We start from the raw sequence: 15,436 nt of genomic DNA on the forward strand, positions 1-15,436 counted from the left end.
CTAATTATTTCCGTTTATCGTAATATACGCCGTCACTCGTCATAGGCTGGTATGGATTTTGATAATTCAGCTGTTTCGTTTTCTTTTTTTGAATGGCTTGAATATCTGCTTTGATCCCATTTTGGATCACAGTTAATTGCTTCGCCATCTGTTGATCTGTTTGGATGATTTCTTTGATTTTTTCTTTTTCTTGATCCGTCAGCTCATGCTGAATATCTCTCATTAATTCATCTCTCTCAATTAAAAAGGCATCAAAGTCTTCAACCAAGGTGTCACTTTGCGGATTTGCCGTTATTTCGGCTGCCATTTTTAATGTTTGGTCATGCAGCTGGTCCACAATACTCATAGAGATCCCCCAATAGAGTGGTGGCGCCCTTTTCGATCGGTTTGAATAACTTCCTTCCACGCATCACGAAAATCAGTTACGTATTGCTCTACTTCATTCAACATCTCTTCGTCATTTTGAAGATTGGCTTCAATCAGTCTGCGATAAATGTAATCATACATACTTGCCATACTCTTTGATACGTCATAAGAACGATTTAAGGTGACATTTAATTCTTGAATGATGTTTTGAGCCTTTTTCAGGTTCACATTTCTCGTTTCTGCATCTTCTTTTTGAATGGCATACTTCGCTAGTCTAATGAACTTTAAGCAGCCTTCATAAAGCATAAGCGTCAACTCGGCAGGTGTTGCAGTCTCAATAGAATTTTTCTGATAGGCGGCATAAGGGTTCTGAATTGCCATATGTTATAAACCTCCAATTATTGTCCAAGCAGTTGAGAAAGATAGCCAGATTGGTTGTTTAGCTTTTGAATCGCACTATCCATGGCGCTAAACTTTTTGTAGTAGCGGGTTTCCACCATTTTTAAACGATCTTGGAATGTATCCATTCGTTTTGTTAAAGAATCAAGGTCCTTACCAAGTCCGTATTCCTTTAATTCCATCGTTGTGCTTCCCGCCTTTGTTTGAATGCTCTTCGTGAAGGCAGTTAAGGAATTTTTGACACGATAAATGATTCCTTGTTCTTGATATTGCTGTTGTGCTTTGTCTTTATCTTTTGAATCCACATTTAAACTACCCGAGATGAACATTTGTCTGACTTTCTCCGGGTCTTCTTCAATGGCTTTTCTTAATTTCTCTACTCCATTTATATCCTTACTAAATTCCAGCTTTCCACCATCTTTATACTTGGATGATGTCTCAATACCAATTTGTGTGAGGTGAATTTTATTCGCATCACTTGTCGTAATATTAGCATAAAAATCACTTCTTATTTTAGAGGCACCAGATCGTAAAATGGAATCACTTCTCAGCAAGCCAGACTTCGCGGTCGTTTCCCATAGCTCTATTTCTTTTTCAGACATCCCTTTTTTCTCTTCAGCCGTTAATGGTTGATAGTCTCTGTTTTTCTTTTCATTGACTTTACCATTAATTTGCTCAACGAGCTCATTGTATTTATCAACAAATTGTTTAATTTTATCAAAGATTGCATCCACATCTGTTGAAACGTTTAAGCTGACAGGCTGATCGGTTGTCCCTTTAAGCTCGTACGTAATACCAGCCTGCTCAAATATATTGTTGTTATTTTCCATTTTTAGGCCATTAATCTCGTATTGCGCTTTTTGTCCTTGAGTGGTCGCAACTAATTTGTTATCTCCATCCACTTGGAAGCCTAATTGAGTGAAGAATGAAGCTGAATTACCATCAGCTGCTTTAATGCTGACACCTTCACCTGTTGTCCGAGAAGTAAGAGCGATTGTATCCACGTAGTTCGTTCCATCAAAGATCTGTCCTTTGTAAGCTGTCACACCTAATTGCGAGTTGTTTAGCTTTGACACAATGTTATCAATTGTATCGGTATCAGAAGTATTGATCGTCACCATTTTCGGTTTTGTCGAATCTGGTGTCGTCACCTCGAATGTAAACGTGCCATTTGCAGGTGTAAATCCAGATGTACCAGACGATTTGAAGACAGAAGCTGTCGCTAGTTGGGTGACATTGATTGAGCCAGAGGCAGCATTTGTTGACCCAGTTGCTGTGACAGCAGATTCATTTGAGCTTGTCACTTTTTTGGCGCCATATGTAGTTGGACGCGTTAAGTTTAAACTGTTGATCAAATCATCTAATTCTTTGATTTTCGAGTTAACCTCGCGATAGCTGTCTCTTTGCCATTCAAGTGTTTGTTTCTGGCGTGTCATTTTATCAAGTGGTGCTTGCTCAGTTTTCATGAGTTTTGATACGATTTCATCAATATCAAACACATTTGAAAATCCAGTAATTCGATTGACCATTTTTTATGTTCTCCCTTCACTTACATTCTTTTATCTACAAATAAACCGACAATTTCTGTCATTGCCGCATAGAAATCAAGCCATTCCTTGGAAGGAATTTCTCTAATGACTTCTTCTGTTTGGTTATCTACGACTTTGACATAATATTCATTGAGTTTTTCATGTAATTCAAATTGCAGATGAAATTGAGTGGGTTCAATCAGCTTGTTTGCTCCTTGAAGCGTTTTTTCAATTTCTTCTTTTGAAACGACCTTGCCATTTGCTTGTAAATCAGAGTTTGCATTGTCATTCTGGTTATTAGAAACACGGGTTTGAAATGCATCGATAATTGGCTCTAGCGATGTCAACTTACCAACAGACATAGTTATTCAGCTCCTGTGCTTTAATCTACCTTTTATATCGGCTTTGAATTTTCAAATTAAATATAGATGGACCGATTTGTTAAAGTTTCATATAGATGGTGAACATCCACACAGAAACGTGGAGAAGGATAGCTGAATCAGATAAAAAAATCCTCACTTTTTTTGTGAGGATAATTGAGAGAGGAGATCTACGGATAAACTCGCAGCACGACTGTTCTCTTCTTGAATAGACAGGTACACTTCTTTCCTGTGAATATCAATGTGCTTAGGAGCCTCAATCCCGATTTTCACTTGATCGCCTTCGATTGAAATAATCTTGACTTCAATATCATCGCCAATTTGAATCGACTGGTTTAATTTACGCGAGAGAACTAACATGAGGATGCCACCTCTAACAAATGTTTTGTATGATAGGCTGAATCATGCAAAATCACCTGCTTGGCTTTCATGTTTTTCCGGTTCACAATAATAGGCGCTCTTAAATTGGCTGTCGTTTTTTTAATAGAAGATTCCATTGTTAAGATCACCATGACTTCCACATCATTGGCATCTTCTACTTCTAGAATATCTACGACCGTTTCGTCTAAATCGAATTCATATTGATTGAAGAATAAAAACGGACTGCTGACAATAAAGCCTAACTCTGCATTTTTCAATGATTGAAGAACTAAAAATGGAGACTCTTCTGATAAAGGTAAAATGACAAACTGTTTTTGATCCAGAAATCCTGGTATTCCATTAGAGAAGTTGATGATTTGCTCCTCTTTGATTGTCACTTCACCATGGTATTTTGTTTGAATGATCATAATTCACGACCTTTTTCATTTTTCTTAACTATACCTTATCACCATTTTGGCCCGTTTCGTCAACTTCTATTTTTAAATCTGGGTATTGTAACATATCAATATTGACCTTACCTGGCTGGTAGTTAACGATTGGTTTATGAGGCGTTGCCTCTATAATAGCTTTTTGAGGCTCCACTTCAATTTGAAGCTCAGATGGCTGATAGTGAATTTTCACACTAAAGAATGAAGGGATCACACCAATATTGAATTGTTTGGCTGGAGGAGTGCCATTGATTTTGGCAAACTCAGCAATTGCATTCCCACCATTCTCGATCTTGATGAGTTCACTGCCTTCTTCCGCTCTTCTGCCCATTCCTTCTCCAACAGCACGTTTCCCCTCAGCTGCCCATTCCTCAGAACGTCTAAAAATCGACTTGATATCCATATCGGCAAATGCCTCGGTTTGATCTATAGTTAATTTTGACGGTGTCCTTGTCATATTCATGACGGCTCTGGGCTGCTGAATCTCAAGGTCTGCTCTGGGCTGCTCTACTTCTTGCCGAGAAGGAGTTGTCGACATTTGCAGCTTTGCATAGGTTTGTTGCATTAACAATCTAGGGATTTGCATATAGGTACACCTCCATGATGCAAAAAAGCACCCAACGGATGCTTTTTATTATCTTAAGAAATCGACAAGGGATGGCTGAATAACTTTAGCCGTCGTTGCTAAAGCTGCTCTATTCACAGTCTCTTGTTGAAGAAGATCAATAATTGCTTTTTCACTTTCTACATCTTCATTATCTGATTTGGCATTTTTTAGTACTTCGAATTGTGAAGTCAAGCGACTGCCTACTAAGTCAACACGATTTGAACGGGCTCCTAAGTCCGAGCGCTCAGCACTCATCACTTCTTTAAACTGATCGATACTTCCTAACGCATCATCAGAATTTGCGAACGTTCCATTTTTCAATGAGTTTTCTAAATCCGTCAGCATTTCAATGACATTTTGACCGCTGGCAGTCTGTCCACCAAACGCTGAAATTGGATTTGAGTTCACATTTAAAGTGATACCATCAGAAATGTTCGACTTAACAGAATTTGCATCTGTATAGTTTTCAAAGTTAAACGTAAACGTACCATCTGCGTTCTCAACAACTGGTTTAACATTTGTATTTGTTCCATTAAATACGAACTTACCTAACATCTGAGTGTTCATCGCGTCAATGATTTGTTTCTTCATCTGGCCAATTTCTACTCCGATAGCTGCTAAATCTTCTGGCTGCTTTGTTCCATTAGCCGCATCAAGCACTTTATCTCGTACATTTGACATAATATCAATGATTTCAGTGACACTTGTTTCAGATGTATCAATCCAGTTCTGTGCTTCATTTAAGTTTTTTTGATATTGATCATTTCGAAACATTGCTGTGCTATATTGAAGGCTTTTTACTACTGCAACGGGATCATCAGATGTTTTTGTGAAACGTCTCCCTGTTTGTGCTTGCTCATTTATTTTAGAAAGTTTTTCATAACTTTTACTAATATTACGAAGTGAGTTTTGAGAAATCATACCTTGTGTGACTCGCATCAGTTATACCTACCTTCCTACGACACCCATGCCGTTTATTACTTTATCCAATATTTCATCTTGTAATGTCACAACTCTCGCAGCTGCATTATATGCATGCTGAAATTGGATCATATTCGTCATTTCTTCATCAATGGAAACAGCACTCGTCGACATTCTACGCTCATTGGCTGAATTGACAAGAGCGGCTGAACTGCTTTCTAGCGTTATGTTCTTTTTCCCTTGAATTCCCATCTCAGCAATGACATTTTGGTAGTAATCCTGGATCGTCGTTGTATTGCCACCGATTGGTACCTTTAAGTCTTGAATACCAGCTAATTTCGTAGCATTCGAACCGTCACCTTTTGTTTGATTGAGAGATGCTGCAATATTATCTGTTGATGCTAAAATAACATCACTCACTTTGATACGAGCAGCTAAACCTTTATTCAGATCATTATTATTCTCGATATCAAAAAAGTCTTGTCCACTTGTGCCATTTAATGTGTACCCCTGCTTATGCACATCATTAAATGTATCCATGAAGACTTGTGCTACTTCATCAAGCTCTGCAAGCATGTCTGGATACATGCCTTTTTCAGCACCATTTGACATGTAGCCATAAGCCTCAACAAGTGCTTTTACTTTACCATTCACTTGAAGCTGATCTGCTGCAATGGTTGTTGTTCCGAATTGAAGTGAGTTAACAAGTCCCGTTGTATTATCATAGGAGATTTGCAGTTCAGATTTTTCGCTTGTAATGCCATTCAAAATCGTTCCAGCAGATTGTCCATTTGCACCGATAATGTCGATGTTAACAGTTCCTTCTGCAATTTTGAGTGCATTCCCGCCAGATGGATTGTAGCTCACTTTAATATCAACAAGTGAAGATAATTGATCTACCAACGCATCACGCGTATCATATAGATCATTTGGAAGATACCCGTTTGGTTCAACTGCTGCAATTTGTTTGTTCACTTCATCTATTTGAGATAAAATCGTGTTCACATTTTTGGCTGTTGAATCGAGTTCTGTTTTTAAATTCTTTTGTATCGTTGTTAAAGACGAATTAAGTAGACGGAATTGATCTACCAAAGCCTGTGCACTTGTTTTAACAACTGTACGCGCAGACGCTGTATCGGCATTTTTTGTTTCGGATAGGACCTGTAATGATTTCCAAAGGTTATCAAAAGCTCTGTTTAAGCCTTCATCCGTCAAATCATTCATAACTCCCTCCATTTGCGAAAGGGCATCAGATTTTGTTGAGTAGTAAGACAAGTTATTGTTATGATCTCTGAATTGCAGATCTAAAAAGCTGTCTCGAATTCTTTCAACGGTTCCAACTTGAACTCCTGTCCCCATTTGGCCATACGTCTTGCCGTCATAAACTGAAATGACTGGATAAGGATTATCTGCTTTAAAGGTAACTCTTTGTCTTGAGTAGCCATCTGTATTTGCATTGGAGACGTTGTTTGATGTGACATAAAGCCCTGCACGCTGGGCTGTGATTCCTCTTTTTGCCGTTTCTAGTCCCATGAATGTAGAACCCATTGGTATCCTCCTTGTTTACGCCTTTGAATCAAACAAAGCCCTCTGCTGTTTAGGCTTTGAACTCTCAAGACCATTTTGTCCGTAATTCATATTTTCTTTATTAGGGTTAACGAGATCGAATGTCAGTGAAATAAATTGAAGCGACTGCTGAATGAGCTGTTTGTTCAGTTCATTTACATCTTTCAGTTCCACCATGATGTCATTTAATTTGTCATATAACGAAATGAGCTCTTCTTGATCCAAACCTTCAGCCTTTTCGATACACGCGGTGATGGTTGGCGGTTCATCACTTTGTAAAAATTGAACTGTCGCTTCAATTCTTTTTTCTTCTAATTGAGAAATGGCCTGAATATATTTTTGCTCTAAATTCAGAACCTCTGAAAGAGCATCAATCTCATTACTTTTCAGCATTTCTGTTTTATCCTTCGACAGCTTCAAAAGCTGTTCATGCAATCCATAGAGACGATGCAGCTCTTCAATGATTATTTTAACTGACATTCACGCTACTCCCTTTTGTTATTGTTGTTTATAAAAATTCAACATTTTATCAGCAATGCCCTTTGTATCTACTTGATATGTTCCGGCTTCAATGCTTTTTTTAATTTGGTCTATTTTATCTTGGCGTTCTTTCATGATATTCGGCACCTTTTGCATTTCGATTGCCTTTTTAGAAATTTCGACTTTATCAGTTGATTTTGCTTGATTTGATTGCAACGTTTGTTTCTCATATGTTTTCTTGTAAGGATTTACTGGTTGTGTTCCATATCGATTAATTTTCACGGGATTCCTCTCGCTTTCCGTTACAGTCTGTCTTGATTCTATCCATTTTATCGACCAAACTGCAACTTAGTTTAGGGAATCAATCGTTTTTAGGATTAATGGCATAATAGGTGTCTTTTTTCCTAGATTCAATCTCCCTTTTACGCTCTTCTTCTTGGTTCATTTGACTCATTTGCGAATGAATGTCCTGTTCACATTGGCTGCACAGCTTGTTTTTTCTGATCGGTTGGCCACATCTTTCACAAGGATAGTTGATATTCGGAAATTGGCTAATTTGAAGTCTTTTCAAACGGATAAATTTCAAGATTAATTCTTCATCAACTTCTGTTGCATCTACTATTTCAGCAATGGTTGATTGTCTATTACTTTGCTTTCGCAAAAATTTATAAACGATATCAAAAGAACGTTCTTCTTCTTCAAAGCATTTGTTACAAACCGTTTGGATGGTCGTTTTTAAAAACAGCTGATTACATTGCGGGCAGTTTGCCAATTGATTCATAACCAAAACCCCTTACGTTATTTTCTCTTCTTATTATCGGTTAATTATCCTGAATTTTAACTACGGATCAACGTAAAAGAGGAAACACTTTTGGCACCTGCTTCTTTTAAAATTCTCGCCGCATCATAAATGGTGGCCCCTGTTGTATAAATGTCGTCAATTAAGATAACATCCCTTTGAACGATCGCATCTGTCTGTTTGATTTGAAACATTCCTTTTTGATCTAAACGTTCATTTTTCTTTTTCTTGGACTGTTTGGTTTGATGTATTTTCACAAGTGGCTGAAGGATCGGCTCACCAATCAAGGAAGCAAGTATGACGGACTGATTAAACCCTCTTTCCTTTAGTCTTTCTTTACTTAAAGGAATCGGGATCAGCACAGGTTCTTTAATTGAAAAAGAGCGCTTAAATACTGCTTGGACATCTTGTTTAAAAAGCTCAGCTAAAGCTGTATCACCTCGAAATTTAAAGCGGGAAAGGACCTCTTTCATCAAATCGTTGTAAGCATAGACAGACCTATTTTTCACAAGTAATGTAGTAGAATCAGGGCGTTCTTTCCACCTGGAACAGTCTTGACATAATTGATCGTTCGACTGTGCTCTCCCGCAGGCTGGACAAATCGGGCGTTGAATTTTTTCTAGGTGATGCTTACATGCTATACATAGACGATCATCATTTAATAGAAGTAATGATTTCCATGTAAAAGAAGCGACAAAATGCCCCTCACAAATGAGGCAGATCAATTGTTATCCTTATTTATCGGCAGACGATTTTCGCATCTTGGAAATGTGGAGACCTTTGAAGCGGCTTCTGTGAGAATGACCAGCATGGCCGTATTCTTCTGTTTGTCCACCATCTCAGATTTACTGTAAGATATTTTATCAATATCTGTTATATACTGAGGCTTCACTTGATTTAGTGAAATAGCTAATACATCTTCTATACACTTTTCACAGTGACAAATCATGTTTAATTGGTTGAGATATTGATAGAGGATTTCCTTGAGTAGTGTTTCTTTTGCATTGAGCAGCATATTTGTCTCTCCTGCCATTTGTGTATTGTGAATATAAATGTACCATGAAATTTAGTTGAACCTACATTATTTTTCGGAGAACTCTTTTTCAGCTGTATCATTCATTTTTACAATATGCTTCTTTGCTTGTTTCATACTTCTCGTTAAACCAAAATGAAAAAAGAAAACATCTCCCTTAAAAAAATCGGGATGTCTACCTGCTCTACCAGAAATCTGAACAAGTGCACTTTCTGTAAAGATAGTAGATTCTGCACCTAGTACCCCCACTTGCACATTTGGAATGGTTACGCCTCTTTCTAGAATTGTGGTTGTAACTAGTACATCGTATTTGTCATCTCTGAATTGCTGGACCTTTTGTTTCCTGTCTGGATCATCAGCAGACACCCCTTCTACATTTAAGTGGTGCTTTCTAAGAACCTTCGTTACCTTCTTCATAGTAGAAATAGAAGGAACAAAAAGTAAAACCCTTCTCTTTTTTGTAATATGTTTCTGCATCCAATTCATTACTTTAGGTGGGAGCTGATTCTTTTTTAATTTCTTCTTCCAATGTCCAATCCATTGAAAGGATGGGACCGGTAAAGGTTGTTGGTGAAAGCGCAGAGGAATTTTTACGGCTTCTAGTTGTCCACGAGATACATCTCTTATCATTTTCTTAGACGGCGTCGCACTTAAATAAACCCTAACCCCTTTCTTTCTCATTGCCTTTAAAACAGCAAATTGGAGACGTTCATCGATTGAATAAGGGAAGGCATCGACTTCATCTATAATGAGCACATCAAATGCATGTTTATATCTCATCAACTGGTGAGTTGTAGCGATTACTAACGGTGCTATTTGGAACCTTTGAGGACTTCCTCCATAAAGAACAGCTATTTTCATTCCTTGAAAAGCTTTTTTAAGCCGCGGCTCTAGTTCAAGGACAACATCAGTTCTAGGTGTCGCAATGCAGACACTCATTCCTTGATGTAAGGCATATTCTATTCCGTGAAAAAGCACCTCTGTTTTCCCTGCCCCGCAAACTGCCCAGATGAGTAGATCAGATTTGTGTTTTATCGCTTCTATCAATTTTTCTGACGCTCTTTTTTGTCCTTTAGACAGGTCTCCTTGCCATGTTAATTCCGAGTGACATGCTTCTTCCATTTGTGGACCCGTCCATTCATAAAGAAAGCCACATTCCGTTGTTTTCCCCATCATGATGCATGATCTACAATACACACAATCTTTTTGACACTTGTCACACGGAGAGTGGGCAAAGTACCGATTTTTTGATACACCACACCTGCAGCAAATTAGACCATTTGCTTTCCTCTCAATAGAAGGTGTTCGGATAACTAACCCTTTCTCCTCCAACCAATCCAAATCAGACTGTGAGCATCTTGTTTCAGCAGTAAGCAGGTGGCGTGACTGCAGGTGTTGCCCTAGTTCCATTGCTTTGTCCATGTTCAATTTCAACAAACACCTTTCAACTGATGTTTGCCTATTATGCGCAAAGACATGACCTTTCGTCCAACAGCTAAAAAAGAAAAACAAAACCCCTTTTCTAAGAGAAAAGAGGTTTTTAGGATTTATTTAATCACCCAGCCAAGAGCTAAAGAGCCTTCGCCTAGATGAGTGCCGATTACGGCACCAAAATAGCTTTTATAAAATTCAACATGAGGATATTTTTCTGATAAGTGCGCAATCAAATCGTCTACTTCTTCTTCTCTATTACCATGTATCACTGTTGCTCTCATCGGGACACCACGCGATGCATCTTCATCAAATAGTTCAAATATACGTGAAATGGCTTTTTTCCGTGTACGAATCTTCTCAAAAGGGACAATTAGCTTGTTGTCAAAATGCAGTATAGGCTTTACCTTTAAGAGGCTCCCAATAAAAGCCTGAGCACCATTTAATCTGCCGCCTCTTTGTAAATGAGTTAAATCGTCTACCATAAAATAAGCTCTCTGATTCTCATTAAGGTAATTGAGATGGGCTAACACTTCTTCTGGAGAAGCACCAGCTTGGATTTTTTCAGCAGCTTCTATCACATAAAAACCTTGCGCCATACAGCTAGTTTCTGTATCAAACGGATAAATGTCAATTCCGTCAACTAGGTCATTTGCTGAGGCTGCACTATTATATGTTCCACTAATTCCGCTAGAAAGGTGAATACTAATCACGGCATCGTATGTTTCACTTAGTTTTTCATATAATTCTATTAGTTCACCGAAAGCAGGCTGAGAGGTGGTTGGAAGGTCTTTATGCTTTTTGACTTCTTCATAATATGTCTTCCAATCCATTTCTATTTCTTCACGGTATGATTCGTTGCCAAAAATGACATTAAGAGGGATCATATGAATATGATGTTTATCACGCAGCTCTTGTGGTATATAAGCAGTACTGTCTGTTACAACGGCTATTTTCATTCTTAAATACCTTCCTTATCCGTTAAGTTGCTCTTTTTTATTTTCAATGAATGATCATTGTTATTCATTAGGTTTATAATAGTAATCAAAAAAGCCTGCCTAATCAATAGGCAAGCCCGTTATATCCGAAAAAGACTCCTTATCTACCTATCATTTCTCTCCAATTGACATGTGAGAGAACCAAAAACAGGCGAAAAAGGAGTACTTGTCCGGAACATTATCTCATTTCTACCCAGCCGTTCTTAATTGCTACAACAACAGCTTGTGTACGGTCGTTTACATTCATTTTTTGTAAAATGTTACTCACGTGGTTTTTGACTGTTTTCTCACTAATAAAGAGCGACTCACCAATTCCTCTATTGCTCTTTCCGTCAGCTAACATTTGAAGTACTTCGCACTCACGTCTCGTTAAGATATGAAGTGGTCTGCGAATTTCAGGATATACTTCATGCTGTGGATGTGCTGAAACGCCACTAGTCGCTAGGCGTCGGAATTCATTTACTAAGTTATGAGTAACTTTCGGATGTAAATAAGATCCTCCGTCAGCTACGACTTTCACTGCTTCAATGAGCGTGTCTGCATCCATTTCTTTTAACAGGTAGCCTCTTGCTCCTGTTTTCAATGCATGTGTCACATAGTTTTCATCGTCATGAATAGATAGAATAATGACTTTTGATTCGGGATAAAGCTCAACTAGCTGCTTTGTAGCCTCTACACCATTTACATTCGGCATATTAATGTCCATAATGACAACATCCGGATGATAGTGTTCTACGATACGTGCAGCTTCGTCTCCGTCGTCTCCTTCTGCAACTACTTCAAAAGTAGGTTCAAAATCTAAAATCCGTTTGACACCTTCACGGAATAATTGGTGATCATCAATAATTACAATATTTACTTTAGTCACAAGCTACGCCTCCCCATGTTTATTGTTCTACACCTGAACTTTATGGTCAATATGTCTTTTGTCTCTATTTTACAATTTTATTTTGCAATGTTAATGGCACGCGAATCATGATGAATGTCCCTAGACCTATTTTTGAGTCTATGGTCATTTTACCTTCAAGTAAGTCTACGCGTTCTTTCATGCCAAGTAAACCGAAGGATTTGTTTTTGTTTGTTTTCACATCTTTCATATCAAAGCCTTTTCCATCGTCTTTGATAATTAACGTGACAAAGTCTTTCGTCACTTCTACTTTTACAGAGATTTCTTCAGCTTCGGAATGCTTTAATGAATTTGTGACAGCTTCTTGGGCTAGTCTAAACAGTGCCACTTCAAATTGTGAAGCAATTCTTTCGCTTTCTGTATCCCCCAGGCATTGGAATGTGATCTTGGTTTTTCCATCATACTCTTCGATTGTGTTTAAATATTTTCTTAGCGTCGGAATGAGACCCAAATCATCTAAAGCCATTGGTCTTAAATCATAAATGATTCTTCTCACTTCGTACAGAGCATTTCGCACATTCTGTCTGAGACTTCTAATTTCTTTAAAGCCTTCTTCTGTCCCACGGTCTCTGAAAATCCGTTCAATTAATTCGGAACGCATCATTACGTTTGCCAGCATCTGGGCCGGACCGTCATGAATTTCACGGGATACCCTTTTGCGCTCTTCTTCTTGGGCTTCAATAATTCTAAGTCCAAAATCTTGTTTTGCCTGAGCATCTTCAAGTAACACGCCAACTTGGCGTAAGTCCTGATTGAGATAGTTGAGAACAACTGTGATCTGGCTCACAAGCGTTTCAGAGCGTTCAATGACGTCTTGAAGGCTTAACAATCGTCTTTCTAGATCATCTCTTCTTTCTCTCAGCTGCTTTTCACGCTGCTGGATCATGGTGAGTTCCACTTGCAGATTATGTGCTTTTTCGTAGGCCTCGCGTATTTCTTCTTCGCTAAATTTGTTAAAATTTCTGCTGACCTCAGATAAGCGATTTCTAGCATGTCTCGTATGGACTTCTAGTTTATCCCCAAAATCAATTACTTCGTTTACTTGCTGCTTGATTTGCTTCAGCTCTTCTACAAGGCTTTCATATTGTTGACGGGACTGTTCGCCTATCCTAAATACTTCGTCCTTGCTGCCATCAACTGTACTTAGCATTTTCATGATGATTGAATCCAATAATCTCGGATCCATTTTAGGTGTTGTCATGGCTTTTCCCTCCCGTAACAGTGATGTCATCTTTTTTTATTATAAATGTCATTGATCTGCATTTTATGTCGAATTATAATGAAAGAATGCGTATAAATCATGAAGTTTTTATGACGACCCTTTTTCTACCCCTATCATCATAACAAAATACGCTGTAAAATTCTAAAATCAAAGCAAATTTTCTCTAGTCTTACAATTTGCTTTTCAGGAGGGTATGTCTTTTGCTGCATCGCTATCTTACAGTAAAAAGTCGTGGCGAGCATGAGATCGTCATTGAAAAATCACGTTTTATTTGTCATATACAGCGTGCTGTCTCAGAAGAAGAAGCACAAGCATTTATACAATCCATTAAAAAACAACATTGGAATGCCACACATAATTGTTCTGCCTATCTCATTGGAGAACATGACCTGATTCAAAAAGCGAATGATGATGGTGAACCAAGTGGTACAGCAGGTGTGCCAATGCTTGAAGTGTTAAAAAAACGGAAGCTGAAAGATACAGTCGTAGTAGTCACTCGTTATTTCGGCGGTATTAAGCTAGGCGCCGGTGGTTTGATTCGTGCCTACGGAAAATCTGTATCAGAAGCCATCAACCATGTTGGGATGGTAGAGCGCTGTTTAATGCGTACGATGCACACAACAATAGATTATACATGGCTTGGAAAGGTAGAGAATGAGCTTAGAGCCTCATCTTTTCAGCTAAAAGAAATTCATTATGCAGAAGATGTTATTTTTGAGACGTATGTAGAAGAAACACAAACAGAGCAGTTCATTGAATGGATGACTGAGCTGACAAATGGAAAGAGTGTTACAAAAGAAGGCGAACTGATTTATTTAGAAAAGGACATTGGTCCGATAAAGGAGACAGATGAATGGCACAACGAGTAAAAGTGCGTGTACGAAAGAAAAAGAGTAAGAAGAAGAAAATTTTCAAACGTATCCTGGTCTTATTTTTGCTTCTTATCATATGCATGGGCGGATTTGCAGTCTATAAAATAGTCAATACACTTCAAGCCGCTGACAAAACATATGACGAACTAAACCGCGGAGAGAAATCGAAGCTTCGTGATGCGGTCATTGATATTAAAAAGAAACCCTTCTCTGTACTTTTTGTCGGAATTGAGGATTATGCCACAGATGGTGATCATGGCCGTTCAGATTCACTTATTGTTGCAACGATTAACCCTCAAGACAAAACGATGAAAATGGTTAGTATCCCTCGTGACACACGCGTACAGCTTGCAAGTGACACGACAGGAAGTAAAGAAAAGATCAATGCAGCATTTGCTAAAGGCGGAAAAGACGAGACGATTGAAACTGTCGAACAATTCTTGCATATTCCAATTGATAAATATGCCACCGTTGATTTTGACGGATTCAAGGATGTCATTGATGAAGTCGGCGGAATTAATATCAATGTTCCATTTGACTTCAATGAAAAAAGTGATGTGAAAAAATCGAAAAAGATTTACTTCAAAAAAGGCAATATGCATTTAAACGGGGAAGAAGCACTTGCTTACGCTCGGATGAGAAAACAAGATCCACGCGGTGATTTTGGACGTAATGATCGTCAGAAACAAATTTTACGCGCAATGATTGATCAAATGTCGAAGGCAAATAACATTGCGAACGTCGATAATATCGCTAAAGAAGTCAGTGATCACATTACGACCAACTTCCGTATCACAGAAGGTCTTGCGCTTCAGCAAATCTACAGCGGGTTTAAGGGAGACGACACAGAAACACTTTCTATTAAAGGGTCAGATCTTTATTTAGGACCAAATCGAACGTATTACTTTGAGCCAGATCAAACCAATCTAGCTAACGTACAAAATGAATTACGGACGCATTTAAAGCTTCCTACTGAATCTTCGACTGAAACAGATTCACAAACCAATACATCCTCTGGTGAAACAGGATCAAGTGATACAACTAATCCTTCCAGCACATCAGGACAATAATAAAACAGCCCAGTTCGGGACTGACCCCCGTTTTTGAGACAGGGATC

General features: G+C 38.3%; 20 protein-coding genes. 2 read left to right on the forward strand and 18 right to left on the reverse strand.

The window, feature by feature from the left end; all coding sequences use genetic code 11:
• Nucleotides 1–4: 4 nt before the first annotated feature.
• From fliT to MHI11_RS18065, 18 genes are all read right to left on the reverse strand, one after another.
• A complete protein-coding gene (fliT, locus tag MHI11_RS17980) occupies nt 5–346 on the reverse strand; it encodes a flagella biosynthesis regulatory protein FliT (protein ID WP_003212921.1) in 342 nt (113 codons plus the stop codon).
• Nucleotides 343–747 carry a flagellar export chaperone FliS gene (gene fliS, locus MHI11_RS17985; RefSeq protein WP_058013567.1) on the reverse strand — a complete coding sequence of 135 codons (405 nt, stop codon included), beginning with the start codon at nt 745–747 and terminating at the stop codon, nt 343–345. The genes fliT and fliS overlap by 4 nt, the downstream gene beginning before the upstream one ends.
• Nucleotides 748–764: 17 nt before the next feature.
• Nucleotides 765–2,294 (reverse strand): flagellar hook-associated protein 2, encoded by a 1,530-nt coding sequence (locus MHI11_RS17990; protein WP_268508542.1) that lies wholly within the window; start codon nt 2,292–2,294, stop codon nt 765–767.
• 20 nt (nt 2,295–2,314) lie between these two features.
• Nucleotides 2,315–2,656 carry a flagellar protein FlaG gene (flaG, locus tag MHI11_RS17995; protein ID WP_003213002.1) on the reverse strand — a complete coding sequence of 114 codons (342 nt, stop codon included), beginning with the start codon at nt 2,654–2,656 and terminating at the stop codon, nt 2,315–2,317.
• 153 nt (nt 2,657–2,809) lie between these two features.
• Complete coding sequence (gene csrA / locus MHI11_RS18000) at nt 2,810–3,034, reverse strand: carbon storage regulator CsrA (protein WP_003212955.1); 225 nt, start codon at nt 3,032–3,034, stop codon at nt 2,810–2,812.
• Complete coding sequence (fliW, locus tag MHI11_RS18005; RefSeq protein ID WP_340961903.1) at nt 3,028–3,462, reverse strand: flagellar assembly protein FliW; 435 nt, start codon at nt 3,460–3,462, stop codon at nt 3,028–3,030. Before fliW ends, csrA begins: the two co-directional genes overlap by 7 nt.
• A 28-nt stretch (nt 3,463–3,490) precedes the next feature.
• Nucleotides 3,491–4,069 (reverse strand): DUF6470 family protein, encoded by a 579-nt coding sequence (locus MHI11_RS18010; protein WP_003213106.1) that lies wholly within the window; start codon nt 4,067–4,069, stop codon nt 3,491–3,493.
• A 48-nt stretch (nt 4,070–4,117) separates the two neighbouring features.
• Nucleotides 4,118–5,029, reverse strand: coding sequence for a flagellar hook-associated protein FlgL (gene flgL / locus MHI11_RS18015; protein ID WP_340961905.1), 912 nt, complete (start codon nt 5,027–5,029; stop codon nt 4,118–4,120).
• Nucleotides 5,030–5,038: 9 nt separating this feature from the next.
• The gene (gene flgK / locus MHI11_RS18020; protein WP_268508544.1) at nt 5,039–6,559 is read right to left on the reverse strand and encodes a flagellar hook-associated protein FlgK; all 1,521 of its coding nucleotides are present in this window, start codon (nt 6,557–6,559) and stop codon (nt 5,039–5,041) included.
• A 15-nt stretch (nt 6,560–6,574) separates the two neighbouring features.
• Nucleotides 6,575–7,057 carry a flagellar protein FlgN gene (locus MHI11_RS18025; protein WP_106048172.1) on the reverse strand — a complete coding sequence of 161 codons (483 nt, stop codon included), beginning with the start codon at nt 7,055–7,057 and terminating at the stop codon, nt 6,575–6,577.
• 18 nt (nt 7,058–7,075) lie between these two features.
• Nucleotides 7,076–7,339, reverse strand: coding sequence for a flagellar biosynthesis anti-sigma factor FlgM (flgM, locus tag MHI11_RS18030; RefSeq protein WP_003213252.1), 264 nt, complete (start codon nt 7,337–7,339; stop codon nt 7,076–7,078).
• 79 nt (nt 7,340–7,418) lie between these two features.
• Entirely contained in the window at nt 7,419–7,838 is a 420-nt protein-coding gene (locus MHI11_RS18035) for a TIGR03826 family flagellar region protein (RefSeq protein WP_034660147.1), read from the reverse strand.
• Nucleotides 7,839–7,894: 56 nt separating this feature from the next.
• The gene (locus MHI11_RS18040) at nt 7,895–8,581 is read right to left on the reverse strand and encodes a ComF family protein (protein ID WP_340961909.1); all 687 of its coding nucleotides are present in this window, start codon (nt 8,579–8,581) and stop codon (nt 7,895–7,897) included.
• Nucleotides 8,578–8,871, reverse strand: coding sequence for a late competence development ComFB family protein (locus MHI11_RS18045; protein WP_106066158.1), 294 nt, complete (start codon nt 8,869–8,871; stop codon nt 8,578–8,580). Before MHI11_RS18045 ends, MHI11_RS18040 begins: the two co-directional genes overlap by 4 nt.
• Nucleotides 8,872–8,937: 66 nt before the next feature.
• Nucleotides 8,938–10,317, reverse strand: coding sequence for a DEAD/DEAH box helicase (locus MHI11_RS18050; protein ID WP_326480611.1), 1,380 nt, complete (start codon nt 10,315–10,317; stop codon nt 8,938–8,940).
• Between the two features lie 119 nt (nt 10,318–10,436).
• Nucleotides 10,437–11,279 carry a DegV family protein gene (locus MHI11_RS18055; RefSeq protein ID WP_268508546.1) on the reverse strand — a complete coding sequence of 281 codons (843 nt, stop codon included), beginning with the start codon at nt 11,277–11,279 and terminating at the stop codon, nt 10,437–10,439.
• A 217-nt stretch (nt 11,280–11,496) separates the two neighbouring features.
• Nucleotides 11,497–12,186, reverse strand: coding sequence for a two-component system response regulator DegU (degU, locus tag MHI11_RS18060; protein WP_008348273.1), 690 nt, complete (start codon nt 12,184–12,186; stop codon nt 11,497–11,499).
• Between the two features lie 64 nt (nt 12,187–12,250).
• The gene (locus tag MHI11_RS18065) at nt 12,251–13,426 is read right to left on the reverse strand and encodes a sensor histidine kinase (RefSeq protein WP_268508547.1); all 1,176 of its coding nucleotides are present in this window, start codon (nt 13,424–13,426) and stop codon (nt 12,251–12,253) included.
• A gap of 221 nt (nt 13,427–13,647) precedes the next feature.
• Between MHI11_RS18065 and MHI11_RS18070 the strand changes: the two genes are divergently transcribed.
• Both MHI11_RS18070 and MHI11_RS18075 read left to right on the forward strand, forming a co-directional pair.
• Complete coding sequence (locus MHI11_RS18070) at nt 13,648–14,316, forward strand: YigZ family protein (protein WP_003212936.1); 669 nt, start codon at nt 13,648–13,650, stop codon at nt 14,314–14,316.
• On the forward strand, nt 14,301–15,389 hold the full coding sequence (locus MHI11_RS18075) for an LCP family protein (protein ID WP_106066156.1): 1,089 nt from the start codon (nt 14,301–14,303) through the stop codon (nt 15,387–15,389). Before MHI11_RS18070 ends, MHI11_RS18075 begins: the two co-directional genes overlap by 16 nt.
• The last annotated feature ends 47 nt before the right edge of the window (nt 15,390–15,436 follow it).

This window comes from Bacillus sp. FSL K6-3312 (genome assembly GCF_038007485.1).
Classification (GTDB): Bacteria; Bacillota; Bacilli; order Bacillales; family Bacillaceae; genus Bacillus; species Bacillus pumilus.

Coding starts and splice junctions, on each gene's coding strand:
- MHI11_RS17990 (WP_268508542.1), bottom strand. CDS start 2,294: ATGGTCAATCGAATTACTGGATTTTCAAATGTGTTTGATATTGATGAA.
- fliS (WP_058013567.1), bottom strand. CDS start 747: ATGGCAATTCAGAACCCTTATGCCGCCTATCAGAAAAATTCTATTGAG.
- MHI11_RS18025 (WP_106048172.1), bottom strand. CDS start 7,057: ATGTCAGTTAAAATAATCATTGAAGAGCTGCATCGTCTCTATGGATTG.
- MHI11_RS18045 (WP_106066158.1), bottom strand. CDS start 8,871: ATGCTGCTCAATGCAAAAGAAACACTACTCAAGGAAATCCTCTATCAA.
- MHI11_RS18075 (WP_106066156.1), top strand. CDS start 14,301: ATGGCACAACGAGTAAAAGTGCGTGTACGAAAGAAAAAGAGTAAGAAG.
- MHI11_RS18055 (WP_268508546.1), bottom strand. CDS start 11,279: ATGAAAATAGCCGTTGTAACAGACAGTACTGCTTATATACCACAAGAG.
- flgK (WP_268508544.1), bottom strand. CDS start 6,559: ATGGGTTCTACATTCATGGGACTAGAAACGGCAAAAAGAGGAATCACA.
- fliW (WP_340961903.1), bottom strand. CDS start 3,462: ATGATCATTCAAACAAAATACCATGGTGAAGTGACAATCAAAGAGGAG.
- flaG (WP_003213002.1), bottom strand. CDS start 2,656: ATGTCTGTTGGTAAGTTGACATCGCTAGAGCCAATTATCGATGCATTT.
- fliT (WP_003212921.1), bottom strand. CDS start 346: ATGAGTATTGTGGACCAGCTGCATGACCAAACATTAAAAATGGCAGCC.
- MHI11_RS18035 (WP_034660147.1), bottom strand. CDS start 7,838: ATGAATCAATTGGCAAACTGCCCGCAATGTAATCAGCTGTTTTTAAAA.
- csrA (WP_003212955.1), bottom strand. CDS start 3,034: ATGTTAGTTCTCTCGCGTAAATTAAACCAGTCGATTCAAATTGGCGAT.
- MHI11_RS18010 (WP_003213106.1), bottom strand. CDS start 4,069: ATGCAAATCCCTAGATTGTTAATGCAACAAACCTATGCAAAGCTGCAA.
- flgL (WP_340961905.1), bottom strand. CDS start 5,029: ATGCGAGTCACACAAGGTATGATTTCTCAAAACTCACTTCGTAATATT.
- MHI11_RS18065 (WP_268508547.1), bottom strand. CDS start 13,426: ATGACAACACCTAAAATGGATCCGAGATTATTGGATTCAATCATCATG.